At 45.0% G+C, this 15,022-nt stretch carries 12 protein-coding genes; 5 read left to right on the plus strand and 7 right to left on the minus strand.

The window, feature by feature from the left end:
- Positions 1 to 60: 60 nt before the first annotated feature.
- From phnR to HRQ85_RS07810, 5 genes are all read right to left on the minus strand, one after another.
- Entirely contained in the window at positions 61 to 765 is a 705-nt protein-coding gene (gene phnR, locus HRQ85_RS07790; RefSeq protein ID WP_048609092.1) for a phosphonate utilization transcriptional regulator PhnR, read from the minus strand.
- Positions 766 to 832: 67 nt separating this feature from the next.
- Positions 833 to 2,542 (minus strand): putative 2-aminoethylphosphonate ABC transporter permease subunit, encoded by a 1,710-nt coding sequence (locus HRQ85_RS07795; RefSeq protein ID WP_444823269.1) that lies wholly within the window; start codon positions 2,540 to 2,542, stop codon positions 833 to 835.
- A 21-nt stretch (positions 2,543 to 2,563) separates the two neighbouring features.
- Entirely contained in the window at positions 2,564 to 3,673 is a 1,110-nt protein-coding gene (locus tag HRQ85_RS07800; protein WP_048616948.1) for a putative 2-aminoethylphosphonate ABC transporter ATP-binding protein, read from the minus strand.
- A gap of 227 nt (positions 3,674 to 3,900) precedes the next feature.
- Complete coding sequence (locus tag HRQ85_RS07805) at positions 3,901 to 5,322, minus strand: FAD-dependent oxidoreductase (RefSeq protein ID WP_172379231.1); 1,422 nt, start codon at positions 5,320 to 5,322, stop codon at positions 3,901 to 3,903.
- A 128-nt stretch (positions 5,323 to 5,450) separates the two neighbouring features.
- Complete coding sequence (locus HRQ85_RS07810) at positions 5,451 to 6,461, minus strand: putative 2-aminoethylphosphonate ABC transporter substrate-binding protein (RefSeq protein WP_017079669.1); 1,011 nt, start codon at positions 6,459 to 6,461, stop codon at positions 5,451 to 5,453.
- Between the two features lie 400 nt (positions 6,462 to 6,861).
- Between HRQ85_RS07810 and phnW the strand changes: the two genes are divergently transcribed.
- From phnW to HRQ85_RS07830, 4 genes are all read left to right on the plus strand, one after another.
- Positions 6,862 to 7,965 (plus strand): 2-aminoethylphosphonate--pyruvate transaminase, encoded by a 1,104-nt coding sequence (gene phnW / locus HRQ85_RS07815; RefSeq protein WP_172379232.1) that lies wholly within the window; start codon positions 6,862 to 6,864, stop codon positions 7,963 to 7,965.
- Entirely contained in the window at positions 7,965 to 9,386 is a 1,422-nt protein-coding gene (locus HRQ85_RS07820) for an aspartate aminotransferase family protein (RefSeq protein WP_172379233.1), read from the plus strand. The genes phnW and HRQ85_RS07820 overlap by 1 nt, the downstream gene beginning before the upstream one ends.
- A gap of 84 nt (positions 9,387 to 9,470) precedes the next feature.
- Positions 9,471 to 10,289 (plus strand): phosphonoacetaldehyde hydrolase, encoded by an 819-nt coding sequence (gene phnX, locus HRQ85_RS07825; RefSeq protein ID WP_048608839.1) that lies wholly within the window; start codon positions 9,471 to 9,473, stop codon positions 10,287 to 10,289.
- A 340-nt stretch (positions 10,290 to 10,629) separates the two neighbouring features.
- Positions 10,630 to 11,694: an OmpA family protein gene (locus HRQ85_RS07830; RefSeq protein ID WP_172379234.1), complete on the plus strand. Its 1,065-nt coding sequence runs from the start codon at positions 10,630 to 10,632 to the stop codon at positions 11,692 to 11,694.
- Positions 11,695 to 11,826: 132 nt separating this feature from the next.
- Here HRQ85_RS07830 and HRQ85_RS07835 read toward each other — a convergent pair whose 3' ends face one another.
- Complete coding sequence (locus HRQ85_RS07835; protein ID WP_017068628.1) at positions 11,827 to 12,225, minus strand: OsmC family protein; 399 nt, start codon at positions 12,223 to 12,225, stop codon at positions 11,827 to 11,829.
- 201 nt (positions 12,226 to 12,426) lie between these two features.
- On the opposite strand from HRQ85_RS07835, the gene msrB reads away from it, so the two are divergent.
- Positions 12,427 to 13,569 carry a peptide-methionine (R)-S-oxide reductase MsrB gene (msrB, locus tag HRQ85_RS07840; RefSeq protein ID WP_172379235.1) on the plus strand — a complete coding sequence of 381 codons (1,143 nt, stop codon included), beginning with the start codon at positions 12,427 to 12,429 and terminating at the stop codon, positions 13,567 to 13,569.
- Between the two features lie 77 nt (positions 13,570 to 13,646).
- Here the strand turns inward: msrB and HRQ85_RS07845 are convergent, their stop codons facing one another.
- Entirely contained in the window at positions 13,647 to 15,014 is a 1,368-nt protein-coding gene (locus HRQ85_RS07845) for a TrkH family potassium uptake protein (protein WP_017061741.1), read from the minus strand.
- Positions 15,015 to 15,022: the final 8 nt, after the last annotated feature.

Consider the following 15,022-nt stretch of genomic DNA (forward strand, 5'->3'; position numbering starts at 1 on the left):
TGATCGATTCAATTGGGCAAGCCCAAAGAGTTACAGATATGTACGCGTTCTAACGTATGACTAGCGCTCTAGCTGCGCGATTGACTCAATACTGATCGCGTCATGACGCCAATACTCAATATCACAGTCAATCAGGTCGCCGTTTTGGTTGTAGTTCACACGCTCTACGACCATTGCAGGAGAGCCAGAAGTCGCACGCAGGGCTTGCGCTGTCTCGCCAAGTAAAGACGTTGTGCTCACTCGGTAACGGATCTTCTGATACACCACACCAAAGTGTTCGCGGTAGATGTCCGTCAACGATTTAGACAAGTCATAATCAAGCAAGTTAGGGAACAACTCTGGTCGAATGTAGTTGGTCACATACACAACGGGCCTATCTTCAAGGTAACGAACTCTGTCTACTCGATAAACGTCCGAGAAAGGTTGTAACTCAAGAAGCCTAGTCGCCTCCTTGGTTGCTAACATGCCTTTCGCCGCCACTAACTCTGTTTTCGGCTTACGGTTCTGCGACAGAGCCATATTAGTGAAGTTCAGCGTTTGTGTTGGATCGTAACGAAGCGGCTCAGGAGAAATAAACCAACCACGTCGGTCTTCTCGATAAATGCGCCCTTCCGCTTCAAGTGAAGATAAGGCTTCACGTAAGGTAACTCGAGTCGTATCAAACGATTCAGCCAGCTTACGTTCCGCAGGCAGCTTCTGTCGTGGTGTTAACATCCCCGACTCTATCTGTTCTACGATGACATCTTTGATTTTTACGTACTGCACTTAATTTCCTTTCATTCTTGTTCTTGTCGTCAGCCACTCCTTGGCCAACTGCAATATAAATGGTTCGCTAGCGTTTACGCCAAGCTTGGGTGCGCTTCTCGAATAACTTGTTGATTAGCATATGAATCAACTTCGCACTCGCCGCAGATATCATGATCATCACTGCCATGGCTGCTGCTGCACCGGTTTGACCTGCGTCGTCCATATTCAGTACTGATACTGACGCTGGAATCGTATTGGTAGAATACAAGAATACTACCGCAGATGTCGTGGTAAGTGCATTAATAAACAGGTATGTCGCAATATCTAAAATCGCTGGCAGACAAACGGGTACCGTCACCTTAAAGAACAACTTGTATTGCGGTAAGTTTACCGAAGCCGCTGTTGCCTCAATTTCAGAAGGCAGCTGTTTCAATGCCGTTAACGCCGTCATGTGCCCTACTGTGTAGTAGTGAACTACGGTATTAATCACCAAGAACGCCATGGTTCCATACAAGAAGTTGAGTGGATTACTCAAATCATTGAAGTAGAAGATATACCCCAAGCCCAGCACCATACCCGGAACGGCCATCGGAACAACACTGAGCATTTGCATCGCTTGACGAACAGGACCGAAGGCGCGACCTTTCTCAATGCAGTATGCACCTAGGAAAATCAGAACAGTACCAATTATCGCAGTCCAAGCACCAAGCGTTAAAGAGTTGAAGAATGGCGCCCAACCATAAGTACTCATTTCTGCGAAGTTGTAGTTGTTTAGCGTTAGCGCTTTGTTCCAAGGCCAGAAGGTGACCATAGATCCATATATCGCCATGCCCAACACGATAACCACAGCAGCAGAGATAATGGTGCAATAAAGGAAACATAAGCCATCACGTAGCGTGCTAGGTTCAGGTTGGTACGCGACAGAACGAGTATCAAACAAGCTCTTCTGTTTCTTTTGAACCCAACGGTCAACGGTAAACGCAAGCAACGCAGGCAATAGCAACAAGATACTGGTTACCGCACCCATAGAAAAGTTCTGTTGACCAACCACCTGCTTAAAGATGTCAGTCGATAACACGTTGTAGCTACCACCTATCACCTTTGGCACACCAAAGTCACAAACCACCAGCGTAAACACAACGATCAGAGTGCTGATCAAGCCGTATTTTGCCGCAGGTAACGTCACCATGAAAAAGGTTTTTAACGATGAAGTATTGAGTGCACGTGCCGCCTCATAAAGACGAGCATCAGAGGTTCTTAATGAGGTGGTCAGAATCATCAAGGCGTGTGGAAACGTCCAGAATATCAAGCCCAGTGAGATACCAATCAAGCCATAAACCGAGTTGCCACCCAAGACTTCTTTAGCGATACCTTGATTACCAAATAAGAAGATAAGACTGATTGCAGGAAGCAGTGACGGAGCAAGAATAGGCGCAGAACCCAGCACTTGAAAAAACCCCTTAAAAGGCATGCATGAACGAGTCAGAGCATAGGCATAACCAAACGCTAATACCCCCACAACAACGGTCACTAACAACCCGAGCGTGAAGGTATTGCCTACCGACTGCCATAGGCTTTGAGACGCAAAATACGTAGCGAAATTCTCTAAACCTACAAATTCGCCGTCTGCGTTCTGAACACTCTTTTTCAACATTGCCCACAGTGGCATCAGGATAAACAACGTCATGACCACAGACAAAAAGGCCAGCAGCCCAAATAGAATTACGTTGTCTTTGCTTAACCGAGCCAGAAAAGGTTGTACTCGTCGTTGAATTAGCAGCTTAGATTGCATCATTTGAGTCGATTCCATGATTGATTACGCCGCCTCGTCTTTCATCACTTGCAGGCTTTTCGATGGGTAAGCTCTAAGGCCTTCTTGATCAAACGCCACGTAACGAATATCACTGCGACGCAGCTTTAATCGGTTGAACTCTTTGACGGGTACATCAACGATGATCTCTTTCGCCGTAGAGTCATGTTGCAATTGACACTCAACACGATAAAACGCCCCTAAGAATTCACTTGATACGATTCTCACAGGTAAGGATTCACTAAAACGATCAACAAACTGGATTTGCTCTGGACGAACGGCAATATCGAAAACATCACCCAGATTTGGCGTGAGATTATCTAAGCCAGGTAACGGCAGCATTGACTCAGCAATGCGCATCTTGCCTTGAGCTGCAACAGAAGCTTGAATAAAGTTCATGCTGCCAACAAACTCAGCCACAAAACGACTGACGGGTTTTTGATAGATCTCTTGTGGAGCACCGACCTGCTCGATAACACCGTGATTCATCACCACAATACGGTCTGCCATCGTTAACGCTTCATCTTGGTCGTGCGTCACCATAATAGTGGTGATACCCAATTTGCGTTGCAGTTGGCAGATCTCATCACGTAGGTGTGTTCTTACCTTCGCATCCAATGCTGAAAGCGGTTCATCGAGTAGCAACAAGCCTGGAGAAAGAGCCAATGCGCGAGCAAGAGCAACACGCTGCTGCTGTCCACCAGATAGCTGATTTGGAAATTTCTGACCAGACGTTGGTAAGCCGATCGTCTCTAACCAAGACTCAACCGTCTCAAGGGCTTCTTTGGTCGACATGCCTTGGTTTTTCAGACCAATTGCGATGTTTTCTTCCACAGTGAGATTTGGAAACAAAGCGTAAGACTGGAACACGATGCCAAAGTCGCGCTTTTCTGGTGGCAAGAAGGTCGTATCCTTACCGTTCTGCTCAATAGAACCTGACGTTGGTAAGTCTAGGCCTGCAATCGCACGTAATAAGGTAGTTTTTCCACAGCCAGATGGGCCAAGGAAGCAGACGAACTCGCCTTTATCTATCGATAGGGAGATGTCTTTTAACGCTGTAAATTGGCCAAATTGCTTTACAACGTTTTCAATATTCAAATAAGTTTGGTTGCTCATACTACAGCACTCTCTATATGGTATATACCAAATTTAAACTGAGAATATTGCAGTTGAGTGACAAATTTATAGTAGCTAAATGACAGTTATATTGCAGATATAATAAGCATTAAAGATTGCTATTTGTTCAGCATTAAAAGTTAGTTCAACGTTGTAAGCCCTCAGTGACTTGCCCATAAATCACTAAGAGCCTAAATGTAAACTTCTGATTTAAACGCTAGATTAATCTATGATTCAACCTTGTCGGCTTTGCCCGCCGCACCTGCGAGTTTGGATAACTGTTTATCTAGCCACAATGGCGTGTTACCCGAATCTTCCGCATTCTCTTTTCTTCGTACCGCATCACGCACCATCATCGCACCTACCCAACGGAATGGCTCTGGCGGGAAGTGTCCTAATGGGCCTTTAGTTAAACCGCTTCGTGTCCAAGCGTTGTCGATATCGAGCACCATTGCCGACAAAATCTTCCCGCCCATACGGGTTTGAGCAACGCCATTGCCTGAATAACCAAGCCCATAATAGATGTTGCTTTGGCCTTTTAGATTACCGAAGAATGGCAATCCGGTGACCGAACGATCTGAGCCGCCAGACCAATTGTAATCGAATTCACTTTGTTCCAATTTAGGGAACAGTTTTTGGAACGATTGATTGAGAATCGGCAGGTAGTTAGTCGTTTGGTTAAACATGCTTTCAACTTGATTGGCAAACGAGAACTTATTACCGCCTTTACCCAACATGAGTCGTCCGTCCTGGGTATCTCGGTAGTAATGGACAAAGATACGCGAATCCACCACCGCCGCCCCTTTCTCTGGGCCAAACTGCTTGAGCTTTTCAGGAATAGGCTTGGTCACCACCATGTCTGAAGAGACAACCACAATGCTGCGTTTGAACTCTTTAAAGTGATCGAGCATCCACGCATTGAGTGCCAAAATCACTTTATCCGCAAATACTGACCCGCCTTGGGTTTGAATTCGAGCGGGAGAGCCATAGTCGAGTGATGTCATTTCTGTGTTTTCGTGAATTTCGACACCCAGTCCGAGCGCGACTCGGCGCAAACCTCTAGCCAATAACGCTGGCTGCACACTACCCGCAGCTTCTGAGTAGTAACCCTCAATATGGCGATCAGATCCCGCTTTATCAGCCAAAGAATTGTCGCACTTCTTCCAGCTATTGATACCTTGCTTAACCAGCTCATTAACAACAGGCTCCATTCCACCCTTTTGAGCTTCATTGGTCGCCGTGTAGTAAGTTCCGCTACGATATAGATGCGCGTCAATCTTGTGTTCGTTACAGAAGGCTTCGATCTCGTATATAACCTTTTCCGACTCCTTAACCAACCATTTCGCTTGTTCTTTTCCGTAAAGCTTTTTCAGCGTCGGATACTTAGTTGACCACGTCAGCATGCAACCGCCGTTCGCACCAGAAGCACCGCTACCACATAGGCCTTTTTCAATCACGACAACATGTTTTTCGGGTTGCTGTTGTTTGATTAAAATCGCCGTCCATAAACCCGTATAGCCACCGCCAACAATGGCGATATCACAGTTGACGTCTTTTTGGAGCGGCTTAGCCGAATCTAGCCCCGCATTGATGTTGCCAAACTCTTGTTCCAACGCTTGCTTGAACCAATATGAGTAGTGCTTTGTCATTTGTTGTACCTTACTTAAAACCTAAAGGCGTAAAACTAAAAAAGGAAGACCGAAGCCTTCCTTTACTGATTTCTAACTTCTAATGAACTAAATAGCTGAATAGTTTAGTAGCTGAATAGGTCGTCAGATTAAGATTTTGGCTCTGATTTAGCGTCAAACTTCTCAGACCATGTTTTAAGAACGTCGGCACGTTCGCTGCCCATGCGAGCGAAGTCCATTTTTGCCATGTTCTTTTCTACATTAGGGAAGTTCTCTGCTTTGCCTGTCACATCTTTGTGACCAACAACTGGGTACATTTCGATGTAAAGCTCATTCGCCGCTTTAGAAATAGACCAATCGATAACACGTTGTGCTGCATCAGAAGGCTTAACAAGGCCTACCGCTTCAGATTCCCAGCCGATGCCTTCAGGCGTAATCACTGAAAGTGGAGCGCCTTGAGTTTTCAGCTTAGCACCACGGCTCGCCATAGAAATACCGATAGCGACTTCGCCCATGCCCGCTTGAACACATGGCTTAGAGCCTGAGTGCGTGTAGTGAGCAATGTTTTGATCTAGCTTCTGCATGTAGTTCCAACCTTGGTCTTCACCCATGTTTTGTAGCCAAGCCGAAACCTGCATGTAGCCTGTACCAGAAGACGCTGGGTTTGGCATAGCAATGTGGCCCTTGTAGATAGGCTTCGTTAGGTCATCCCAAGACTTAGGTGCCGGTAGGTTCAATTGCTTAGCCACCACTTCGTTAAAGCAAACAGCATTGAAGAATGCGTCATTGCCATACCAAGCTTGAGTAGACTGTGGGTCGTTAAGGTTAGCGCGTAATGCTTCTACACCTTGAGGCGTATAAGGTTTCAGGATGCCCTCTTCTTTAAGCAATGCCATTGAAGAACCCGCAAGACCCCAAACTACCTCTGCGCGAGGGTTGTTTTTCTCAGCCAATAATTTTGCCGTCATGATCCCTGTTGAATCACGCACCCACTTGATGTTGATGTCTGGGTTTTCACTTTCGAAAGCATTTTTGTATTTAGCTAAAATGTCAGTTTCAAAAGCAGTGTAAACCGTCACTTCCTGTGCTGCATAAGCGTTACCAGCTAGTAGAGTTACTAAAGCTGCAAGTGATCCTTTCATAAAACGGTTTTTCATCATTTTCTCCAGTCAGGCCCAACTCTAAAGTGAGAAGTTGCCAAAATTAAAAGTTATCGAGGTTTAAAGCTGCCTAGGTTTGGAAGCAACCAAGGTTTAACGTTTCTTAAATTAGAAGCCTCACCAAGAGGCGCCTATATCCATAAATTCATTTAGATTGTTAGTACACGCCTTTGCATTGGTATGTACCAGATGACGAGTATTAACCTAATCGACTTTTATGACGGTTAAATGAACAAAAAATGGCAATTTAAAGATCGGAAAATTTCTCAACACAAGTGACAATTTTGAATATGAAGCTTTTGTGAAAATAACGTTTGGGCTATTTACGACCGTTTAAATTGGTTGTTAAAGTAACCGCAAATACTGGTATAGTCCAAAATACAAATCACGAGAGTTGAACATGAGAAACGAATACCTACTACTGACACCGGGTCCTCTATCTACTTCTGAAACCGTTCGCCAAGCGATGCTAAAAGATTGGTGTACTTGGGATGATGAATACAACAAAGACGTTGTTGAAGTGATTCGTAGCAAGCTAGTGACTTTGGCGACTAAGCAAACGGGTTATACGAGCGTACTAATGCAAGGTAGCGGCACCGCTTCAGTTGAAGCAACAATCGGTAGCGTTATCTCAAAAAGCGGCAAACTTCTTGTTGTTGACAACGGTGCGTATGGTGCTCGTATTGCTCAAATCTCAGAATACTTAAACATTCCATGCCATGTCGTTTCCCCAGGTGAAACATCACAGCCTGACTTGAACGAAATGGAGACGGCATTGGCTATGGATTCAGACATTACTCACGTTGCGATTGTGCACTGTGAGACCACTACGGGTATGTTGAATCCAATCGAAGACATCGCCAAATTGGCAAAACAGCACAACAAAACCGTCATTCTAGATGCGATGTCGAGTTTTGGTGGCATCCCTATGGATATAGCTGACTTAGGTATCGATTACATGATCAGCTCGGCAAACAAGTGTATTCAAGGTGTACCTGGATTCGGCTTTGTTATTGCGAAGCAATCGGAACTAGAAAAATGCAAAGGCCAAGCTCGTTCATTAAGCCTTGACCTGTTTGACCAATGGCACTGCATGGAAAGCAACCATGGTAAATGGCGCTTCACCTCACCGACTCATACAGTACGTGCTTTCTACCAAGCTCTACTTGAATTGGAGCAAGAAGGTGGCATCGAAGCTCGTCATAATCGCTACCAAACCAACCAAACTACCTTGGTTGCAGGTATGCGCTGTCTTGGCTTTGAGCCACTGCTTAATGATGATCTTCATTCACCTATCATTACTTCTTTCTATTCTCCAACTCATAGCGATTACCAATTCAAGGAATTCTATGACCGCTTGAAAGAACAAGGTTTTGTTATTTACCCGGGCAAAGTTTCAAACGCAGACTGCTTCCGAATCGGTAACATTGGTGAAGTGTATCCGTCAGACATTGAAGCTCTCATTGGCGCCGTGAAAAACGCTATGTACTGGGACATCAAATAATGACGACGACCAATCAAGAGCCGATTCTAAAGGCCACACACTTTCGAAGCGAAGGCGATGTGAACACCACGCCAGCACGCGAAAAATGGAACGAATCGCTAAACGATGATGCGACTCAAGCGATGTTAAAGCGTGATGCTGACGTGTTTCTTCATCAAGCCATGTCAACGCCTTGCTTAGACACACTTGAAGCAGCCGAAGGCATCTACATTCAAGATACGACGGGCAAAAAGTACATGGACTTTCACGGTAACAATGTTCATCAGCTTGGTTATGGCCACCCACATATCATTAATAAAGTGACTCAGCAAATGGCGTCGTTGCCATTTTCACCACGTCGCTTCACCAATGAAACTGCGGTTCAGTGTGCTGAGAAACTCACACAGATCTGCGGTGGTGATTTGAATCGCGTGTTGTTTGCTCCCGGCGGCACATCAGTGATCGGCATGGCGCTAAAACTTGCTAGACATGTCACCAACAATTTCAAAGTAGTGTCATTGTGGGATTCATTCCATGGCGCGTCACTTGATGCGATTTCAGTGGGTGGCGAAGCGTGTTTCCGCGAAGGGATGGGGCCGTTAATGGCTGGCGTAGAACGTATTCCACCAGCGGTTTCCTATCGTGGTGCTTTCCCGCTTCGCGGGCAAAGCGCAGGCGGTGAAAGTGATGCTGCATGTGATGTGCACTACGCCGATTACCTAGAATATGTGATTGAAAAAGAAGGTGGCATTGGTGCCTTCATTGCGGAAGCAGTGCGTAACACAGACGTTCAAGTACCAAGCAAAGCTTACTGGAAGCGCATCCGTGAGATCTGCGATAAGCATAACGTCATGTTGATCATCGACGACATTCCAAACGGTATGGGTCGCAGTGGCGAATGGTTCACTCACCAAGCTTTTGATATAGAACCTGATATTCTTTGTATCGGTAAAGGTTTTGGCGGCGGCTTAGTACCAATCGCAGCCATGATCACTAAAGACAAATACAACACGGCAGCGCAAGTTTCTCTTGGGCACTACACCCATGAAAAAAGCCCAATTGGTTGCGCGGCAGCACTCGCCACCATGGAAGTGATTGAGCAAGAAAACCTACTTGAAAAAGTACAAGCGGACAGCGCATTCGTGCGTGAACAACTGCTTCAAATGAAAGAGAAGTACCCAGTCATTGGTGACGTTCGCGGCATCGGCCTGCTCTGGGGGGTGGAATTGGTCACCGATCATATCACCAAAACCCGAGCTTTCGATGAAGCGGAAGCAGTACTTTACCAATGTCTAAACGATGGCCTGAGTTTCAAGGTGTCACAAGGTAATGTGATTCAGTTGAGCCCACCATTGATCATCAGTCGAAGCGAACTAGAAGTCGCTCTGTCTGTATTTGAAAAAGCGATAGCAAAAGTCTGCAAAGACTTTGAGTACCTTTAAACCATCATCTAACCAATAACTTAAAACAATCATTCATCTCCCAGAACAACTTGAGCTGGGAGAGAACAGAAATAGGACACGACTATGAACACAACATCACCTATCCAAGCGGTTATCTTTGACTGGGCTGGCACTATCGTTGATTTTGGATCATTTGCTCCAACCAGTATTTTCGTTGAAGCATTCAGACAAGGTTTCGACTTTGATATCGACTTAGCAGAAGCGCGTGAACCTATGGGGATCGGCAAATGGGACCACATCCAAGCAGTGGGTCGAATTCCAGCTGTTGACGCTCGTTGGAAGGCTCAGTTCGGACGCTCGATGACAAGTGAAGACGTTGACGCGATCTACGCGGCATTCATGCCTCTTCAAAAAGCGAAAGTAGCCGATCACGCAGCACCTATTTTGAATGCGATAGAAGTGGTCAATAACCTAAAAGAGAAGAACGTGAAGATCGGCTCTTGTTCAGGTTACCCACGTGAAGTGATGGATGTTTTAATTCCTGCTGCTGCAGATTACGGTTACCGACCAGATAACGTGGTAGCGACCGATGACTTACCTCAAGGTGGTCGCCCTGCTCCATTTATGGCACTGAAAAACGTAATCGACCTAGGTGTAACTAGCGTTGCTGCGTGTGTAAAAGTAGACGACGCAGCACCGGGGATCGATGAAGGTCACAACGCAGGCATGTGGACAGTTGGACTTGTATTATCAGGGAACGAAGCAGGCTTAACGTATCAAGAATATTTAGATGCAGACGAGACAACACTTGCGGCTGCACGTGAAAAAGCAAGCGTTAAGCTAAACAAATCAAACCCACATTACCTAATCGATACCATTGCAGACCTACCTGGTGTCATTGCAGACATTGAAAAACGTTTGTTAGCCGGTGAGCGCCCATAACTCCTGTAACTTCCGCAAATCAGGGCCTATAGCCCAATAATCCGCACACATAAAAAGAAACCTCGTATCACCTAAAAATGATACGAGGTTTCTTCGTTTCCAATATTTGAAACAATAATTAATTGACAAAAACCTCTGTAAATAGCACCTTAAATATATAAATTATAACAACTTCATTGACCCCAATAAGCAACTACACCAACAATGTAACAACAGTTCCAAGATAGGTTCGACCTGAATCTACGCCTTGAACGACTTACTGCTGCAGTGTCCCAATCAGTAAGTCGTCGCTTTAAAGGCTCATTCAGATAACAATAAGAGTTAATCCAAGGATAAGATTATGAAAAGACTGTCAAAAATCATGTGTGCAGTAATAGCTGCTTCAGGTTTCGCTGCTGTTCCATCAATTGCCGCAACGACATACGTAGGCGCAAAAGTTGGCATGGGTTGGCTAGATAGCGCTTGTGTCGACAACGTTGATTGTGAAGATGATTCAGTTGCTGGCGGTATTTACGGTGGTTACAACTTTACCGATAACATTGCTCTAGAATTGAATGCAGATTACTTAGGTGATTATGACACCAGCTTTAACAACAACGGAGCGACTCAAAGATACAGCGATTCTATCGTAGCCATTTCTTTGAGTCCAATGTATCGACTAGCGATTAAACAACAATTTGATATCTTCTTCAAAGCAGGTCCTGCTTACATCATGCACGATGACGAAGACGATGTTGTTTTGGCCTTAGGTATCGGTGCCGAGAAACAGCTTTCAGACGATTGGGCGCTTAGAGTTGAATACCAATACTTCGATGATTTTGACGATAAGATCATCCAAGACCTAAATTCTAACCTTGTCACTGTTGGTCTTAGCTACAATTTCGGTACAGGTAACACGACAGCTTCAGCCGCAACAGTAGCTACTGCGGCAGCGGTAACACAGGCTCCTGCTGAACCAATTGCAGAACCTGAAGCCGTTGTAGTTGAAGAAGAGACTGTTGTAATTAAAGCGCAAACTGAAAGCTTCTCTCAAGGCATGTTTGAGACAAACAGCACTGAACTGTCTACTGAGGGTGAAACTGCTCTAATGCCACTAGTAGAAGTGCTGCAAACTTACCCTCAATCGTCAGTCAATGTAGTTGGTCACACCGATTCAACAGGTGCAGCTGAGTACAACATGATGATCTCTAAGAAACGTGCTGCCGCTGTAGCTGCATACATCGAAGAGCAAGGTATTGAAGCAGACCGTATTACAGCTTCAGGTGAAGGTGAAGAAAACCCAGTAGCATCAAACGCTACAGCTGAAGGTCGCGCGCAAAACCGTCGTGTCGACGCAACAATCCCAAGCTTCGAATACCAAGAAGAAGCGCAAATGGAAGAAGTTATCGTAGAAACGGCTGAATAATAGCACTCTACTCTAGCGAGAATAATTAAGGGCGGAACACTGTAATGTGCTCCGCCCTTTTCTTTATCTGGCTCTACCCATACGTCGTAAGCCGTAAAACATTAGCCTATCGCCAAAGTAACAATCAGAAGGCTAAACGATTTCCCAGCTGTGGGTCATCTCTACGCCAGCACCTAGCATCAGACATACTGAACAGTATTTCTCTAATGAATCCGCACAGACTTTAGCAACAAGCTCAGGATCAAGGTTGTCACCCGATACTTCAAAATGAATATTAATCACGGTAAAGATTTTTGGCGCGGTTTCACGACGTGTTGTTTCAAGTTTTGCATTACAGCCTGTGATGTTCTGGCCTGCAGATTTCAAACCATCAACCACATCAACAGAGCTACAACCACCAGCAGCCATCAACACCATTTCCATCGGGCTTGGCGCAGTTGCACCACCACTTCCATCCATCACGACAGAGTGACCTGATTGAGATTGACCTAAGAATTTAAAGCCTTCGACCCATTTAACTTCTGCTTGCATACTGTCCCTTAGATGACCGATAACCGCCATCACTGTCTATTATCTATTGTTAGTACCGACACCCTACTACTGGCGGCATTTATGAGCAAGATTTTCTATTTGAGATATTTTTTTCATGAATAGTGTAATTTTTTCCATCTAAAACCTGTCTCTATTCGTACATTCAAAATCGAATGAGAAAAACGTCAAGATGAGGTATCTATGAATAAATTATCTAAAATATTGGTATCACTCGTGGTTGCGCTACCACTGATTTCGCTGTTTGTAAGCCAGACTGGCACTGCCAATACAATGGATAAAACGGCTAATTCAGGTAAAACTGAAATCGCGACACTGGCTGGTGGTTGTTTTTGGTGTACAGAATCCGATCTAGAAAAACTGACAGGCGTGACAGACGTTATCTCTGGGTATTCTGGTGGTGAATTAGAAAACCCAACCTATAAACAAGTTTCATCGGGTAAATCTGGCCACATCGAAGTGATCAATGTGACCTATAACCCTGATGTGGTCAGCTATGAACAGGTGCTTGACCAATTCTTCCAACACATCGACCCAACCGACGACAAAGGCTCTTTCGTAGATAGAGGTCCACAATATCGACCTGCTATTTTCTATCATAACCAAGAACAGAAAGACGTCGCTCAAAACTTCATTATGGAGATCGACAAAGCTCAGATCTTTGGTGAACCACTAAAAACAGAACTGATTAAGTTTGAAAAATTCTGGCCAGCAGAAGATTACCACCAAGATTATTACAAGAAGAGCAAAGTTCGTTATAACTACTACCGCTACGCTTCTGGTCGTGATCAGTACCTAGATAAAGTCTTCGGCGATGATAGAAAAGAAAACCCGCAAACGATCCGTCAGATCATCGATGGTAAGAATGCGACAGCCAATGCTAAGACATACAGCAAGCCATCTGATGCAGAGATCAAAGCTTCTCTAACTTCACTGCAATACGATGTCACACAAGACGACGCAACAGAGCGCCCGTTTGACAATAAGTACTGGGACAACAAGCAGGAAGGCATTTACGTTGATATCGTAACGGGTGAGCCTTTATTCTCTTCAAAAGACAAATACAAATCAGGTACAGGTTGGCCGAGCTTTACACAGCCAATCAGCGAGGCTTATGTAGTCACAACTACTGACTACAAACTGCTTTACCCAAGAACAGAGGTTCGCAGTAAGTTTGGCGATTCTCACCTGGGACATGTATTTAAAGATGGTCCAAAACCAACAGGGTTACGTTACTGCATGAACTCAGCCGCAATGCGCTTTATCCCAGCGGATAAATTAGCAGAAGAAGGCTATGAGGAATACGTTGAGATGTTTGAGGGCTAAGCATTCAGCAATTACAACAAAGCCAGCATATCGCTGGCTTTGTTTTTCTAACGCACTAACAAGAAGGCTTAACCTTATTAACCCGTTAGCACAGTATCTTCAGGGTATTTCAACAAAGAAGGTTCTGGGCGAGCTAACATATAAGCCAAGGTCAGGGGGCCGATACGTCCAATCACCATAACGACAATCATGATGTATTTACCTGGCTCAGTCAGGTTTGCGGTTAAGCCAGCTGTTAAACCAACCGTTGCAAATGCTGAAATCACCTCAAACATGACTCGATCAAACGCTGCCTTTTCAGTAAGCATTAACAAAAACATCGCGGTGGTTAATAACGCCCCACTTACCACAATAATGGCCAATGACTTTGTTACCGCTTGCCAAGTCACAGTGCGCTTAAACATCACTACATGTTTTTTTTGACGCAGGAAGGTCCAGGTCGCAACAAATGCGACGGCAAAGGTCGAAACCTTAATACCGCCACCTGTTGAGGTAGAGCCAGCACCAATCAACATCAACACGATCATCACCAATAAAGCAGGCTGTGTGTATTGAGATAAATCCACACTGTTAAAGCCAGCAGTACGAGCACTTGCCGATTGGAAAAATGCCGCTAGCCACTGACCTTGTGTCGATAGCCCTTCCATGGTCGCGGAGTTGTTTCGCTCCAACAGCCAGAACAATACCGTACCCACTAATAATAGAGTTGGTGTTGCGGTCAGCATTATCTTGGTGTGTAAATGTAGATGTCTGAAACCTTTACGCCAATTGCTTGATAGGTCACCGACGACTGTGAAGCCTAAACCACCAAAAATGAACAGAGCCGCGAGCGTAAAGATCACTAATGGGTCGTCAACAAAGCTCATCATACTGTCTGAAAACAGAGCAAAGCCTGCGTTATTGAAGGCTGATATCGCATGAAAAAGTGCGTAAAAACTTCCGGTTGACCATCCCATCTCAGGAACCCATCGGAAACAGAGTAATACAAAACCAATAAATTCAGCCACTAGCGCAAAGATAATGATCTTCTTGACCAGTTTTCGAAGATTGATCTTACGATCTTGACCCAATGCTTCCTTGGCTAATGCTTGTTGCTTCAGGCTTAAGCGAACACCAAACATGTAGAGCAGTACCGCAGATAGGGTCATCTGCCCTAACCCGCCCACTTGCATCAAGAACATCAGCAAGATTTTTCCAGCCAAAGTGAAGTGCTCACCGGTATCGACTACACCCAAACCTGTCACACTGATCGCGGAAGTCGCGGTAAACAACGCATCTGTAAAGCTAAGTCCTGTCACCGAGAATACAGGCATCGTCAACAATATTGCAGAGGGGATAAGTACACCTAAGAAGCTCGTAAGGATAATCTTAGGTTCAGAGCCTTTACGTGGCTTTTTATCACTCTTAAGCGTGTAGAAAGTACCTTTTCGTTTTAACGAATTCATACTGTTAC

Source organism: Vibrio sp. Vb339 (assembly GCF_902751245.1).
Classification (GTDB): Bacteria; Pseudomonadota; Gammaproteobacteria; order Enterobacterales; family Vibrionaceae; genus Vibrio; species Vibrio coralliirubri.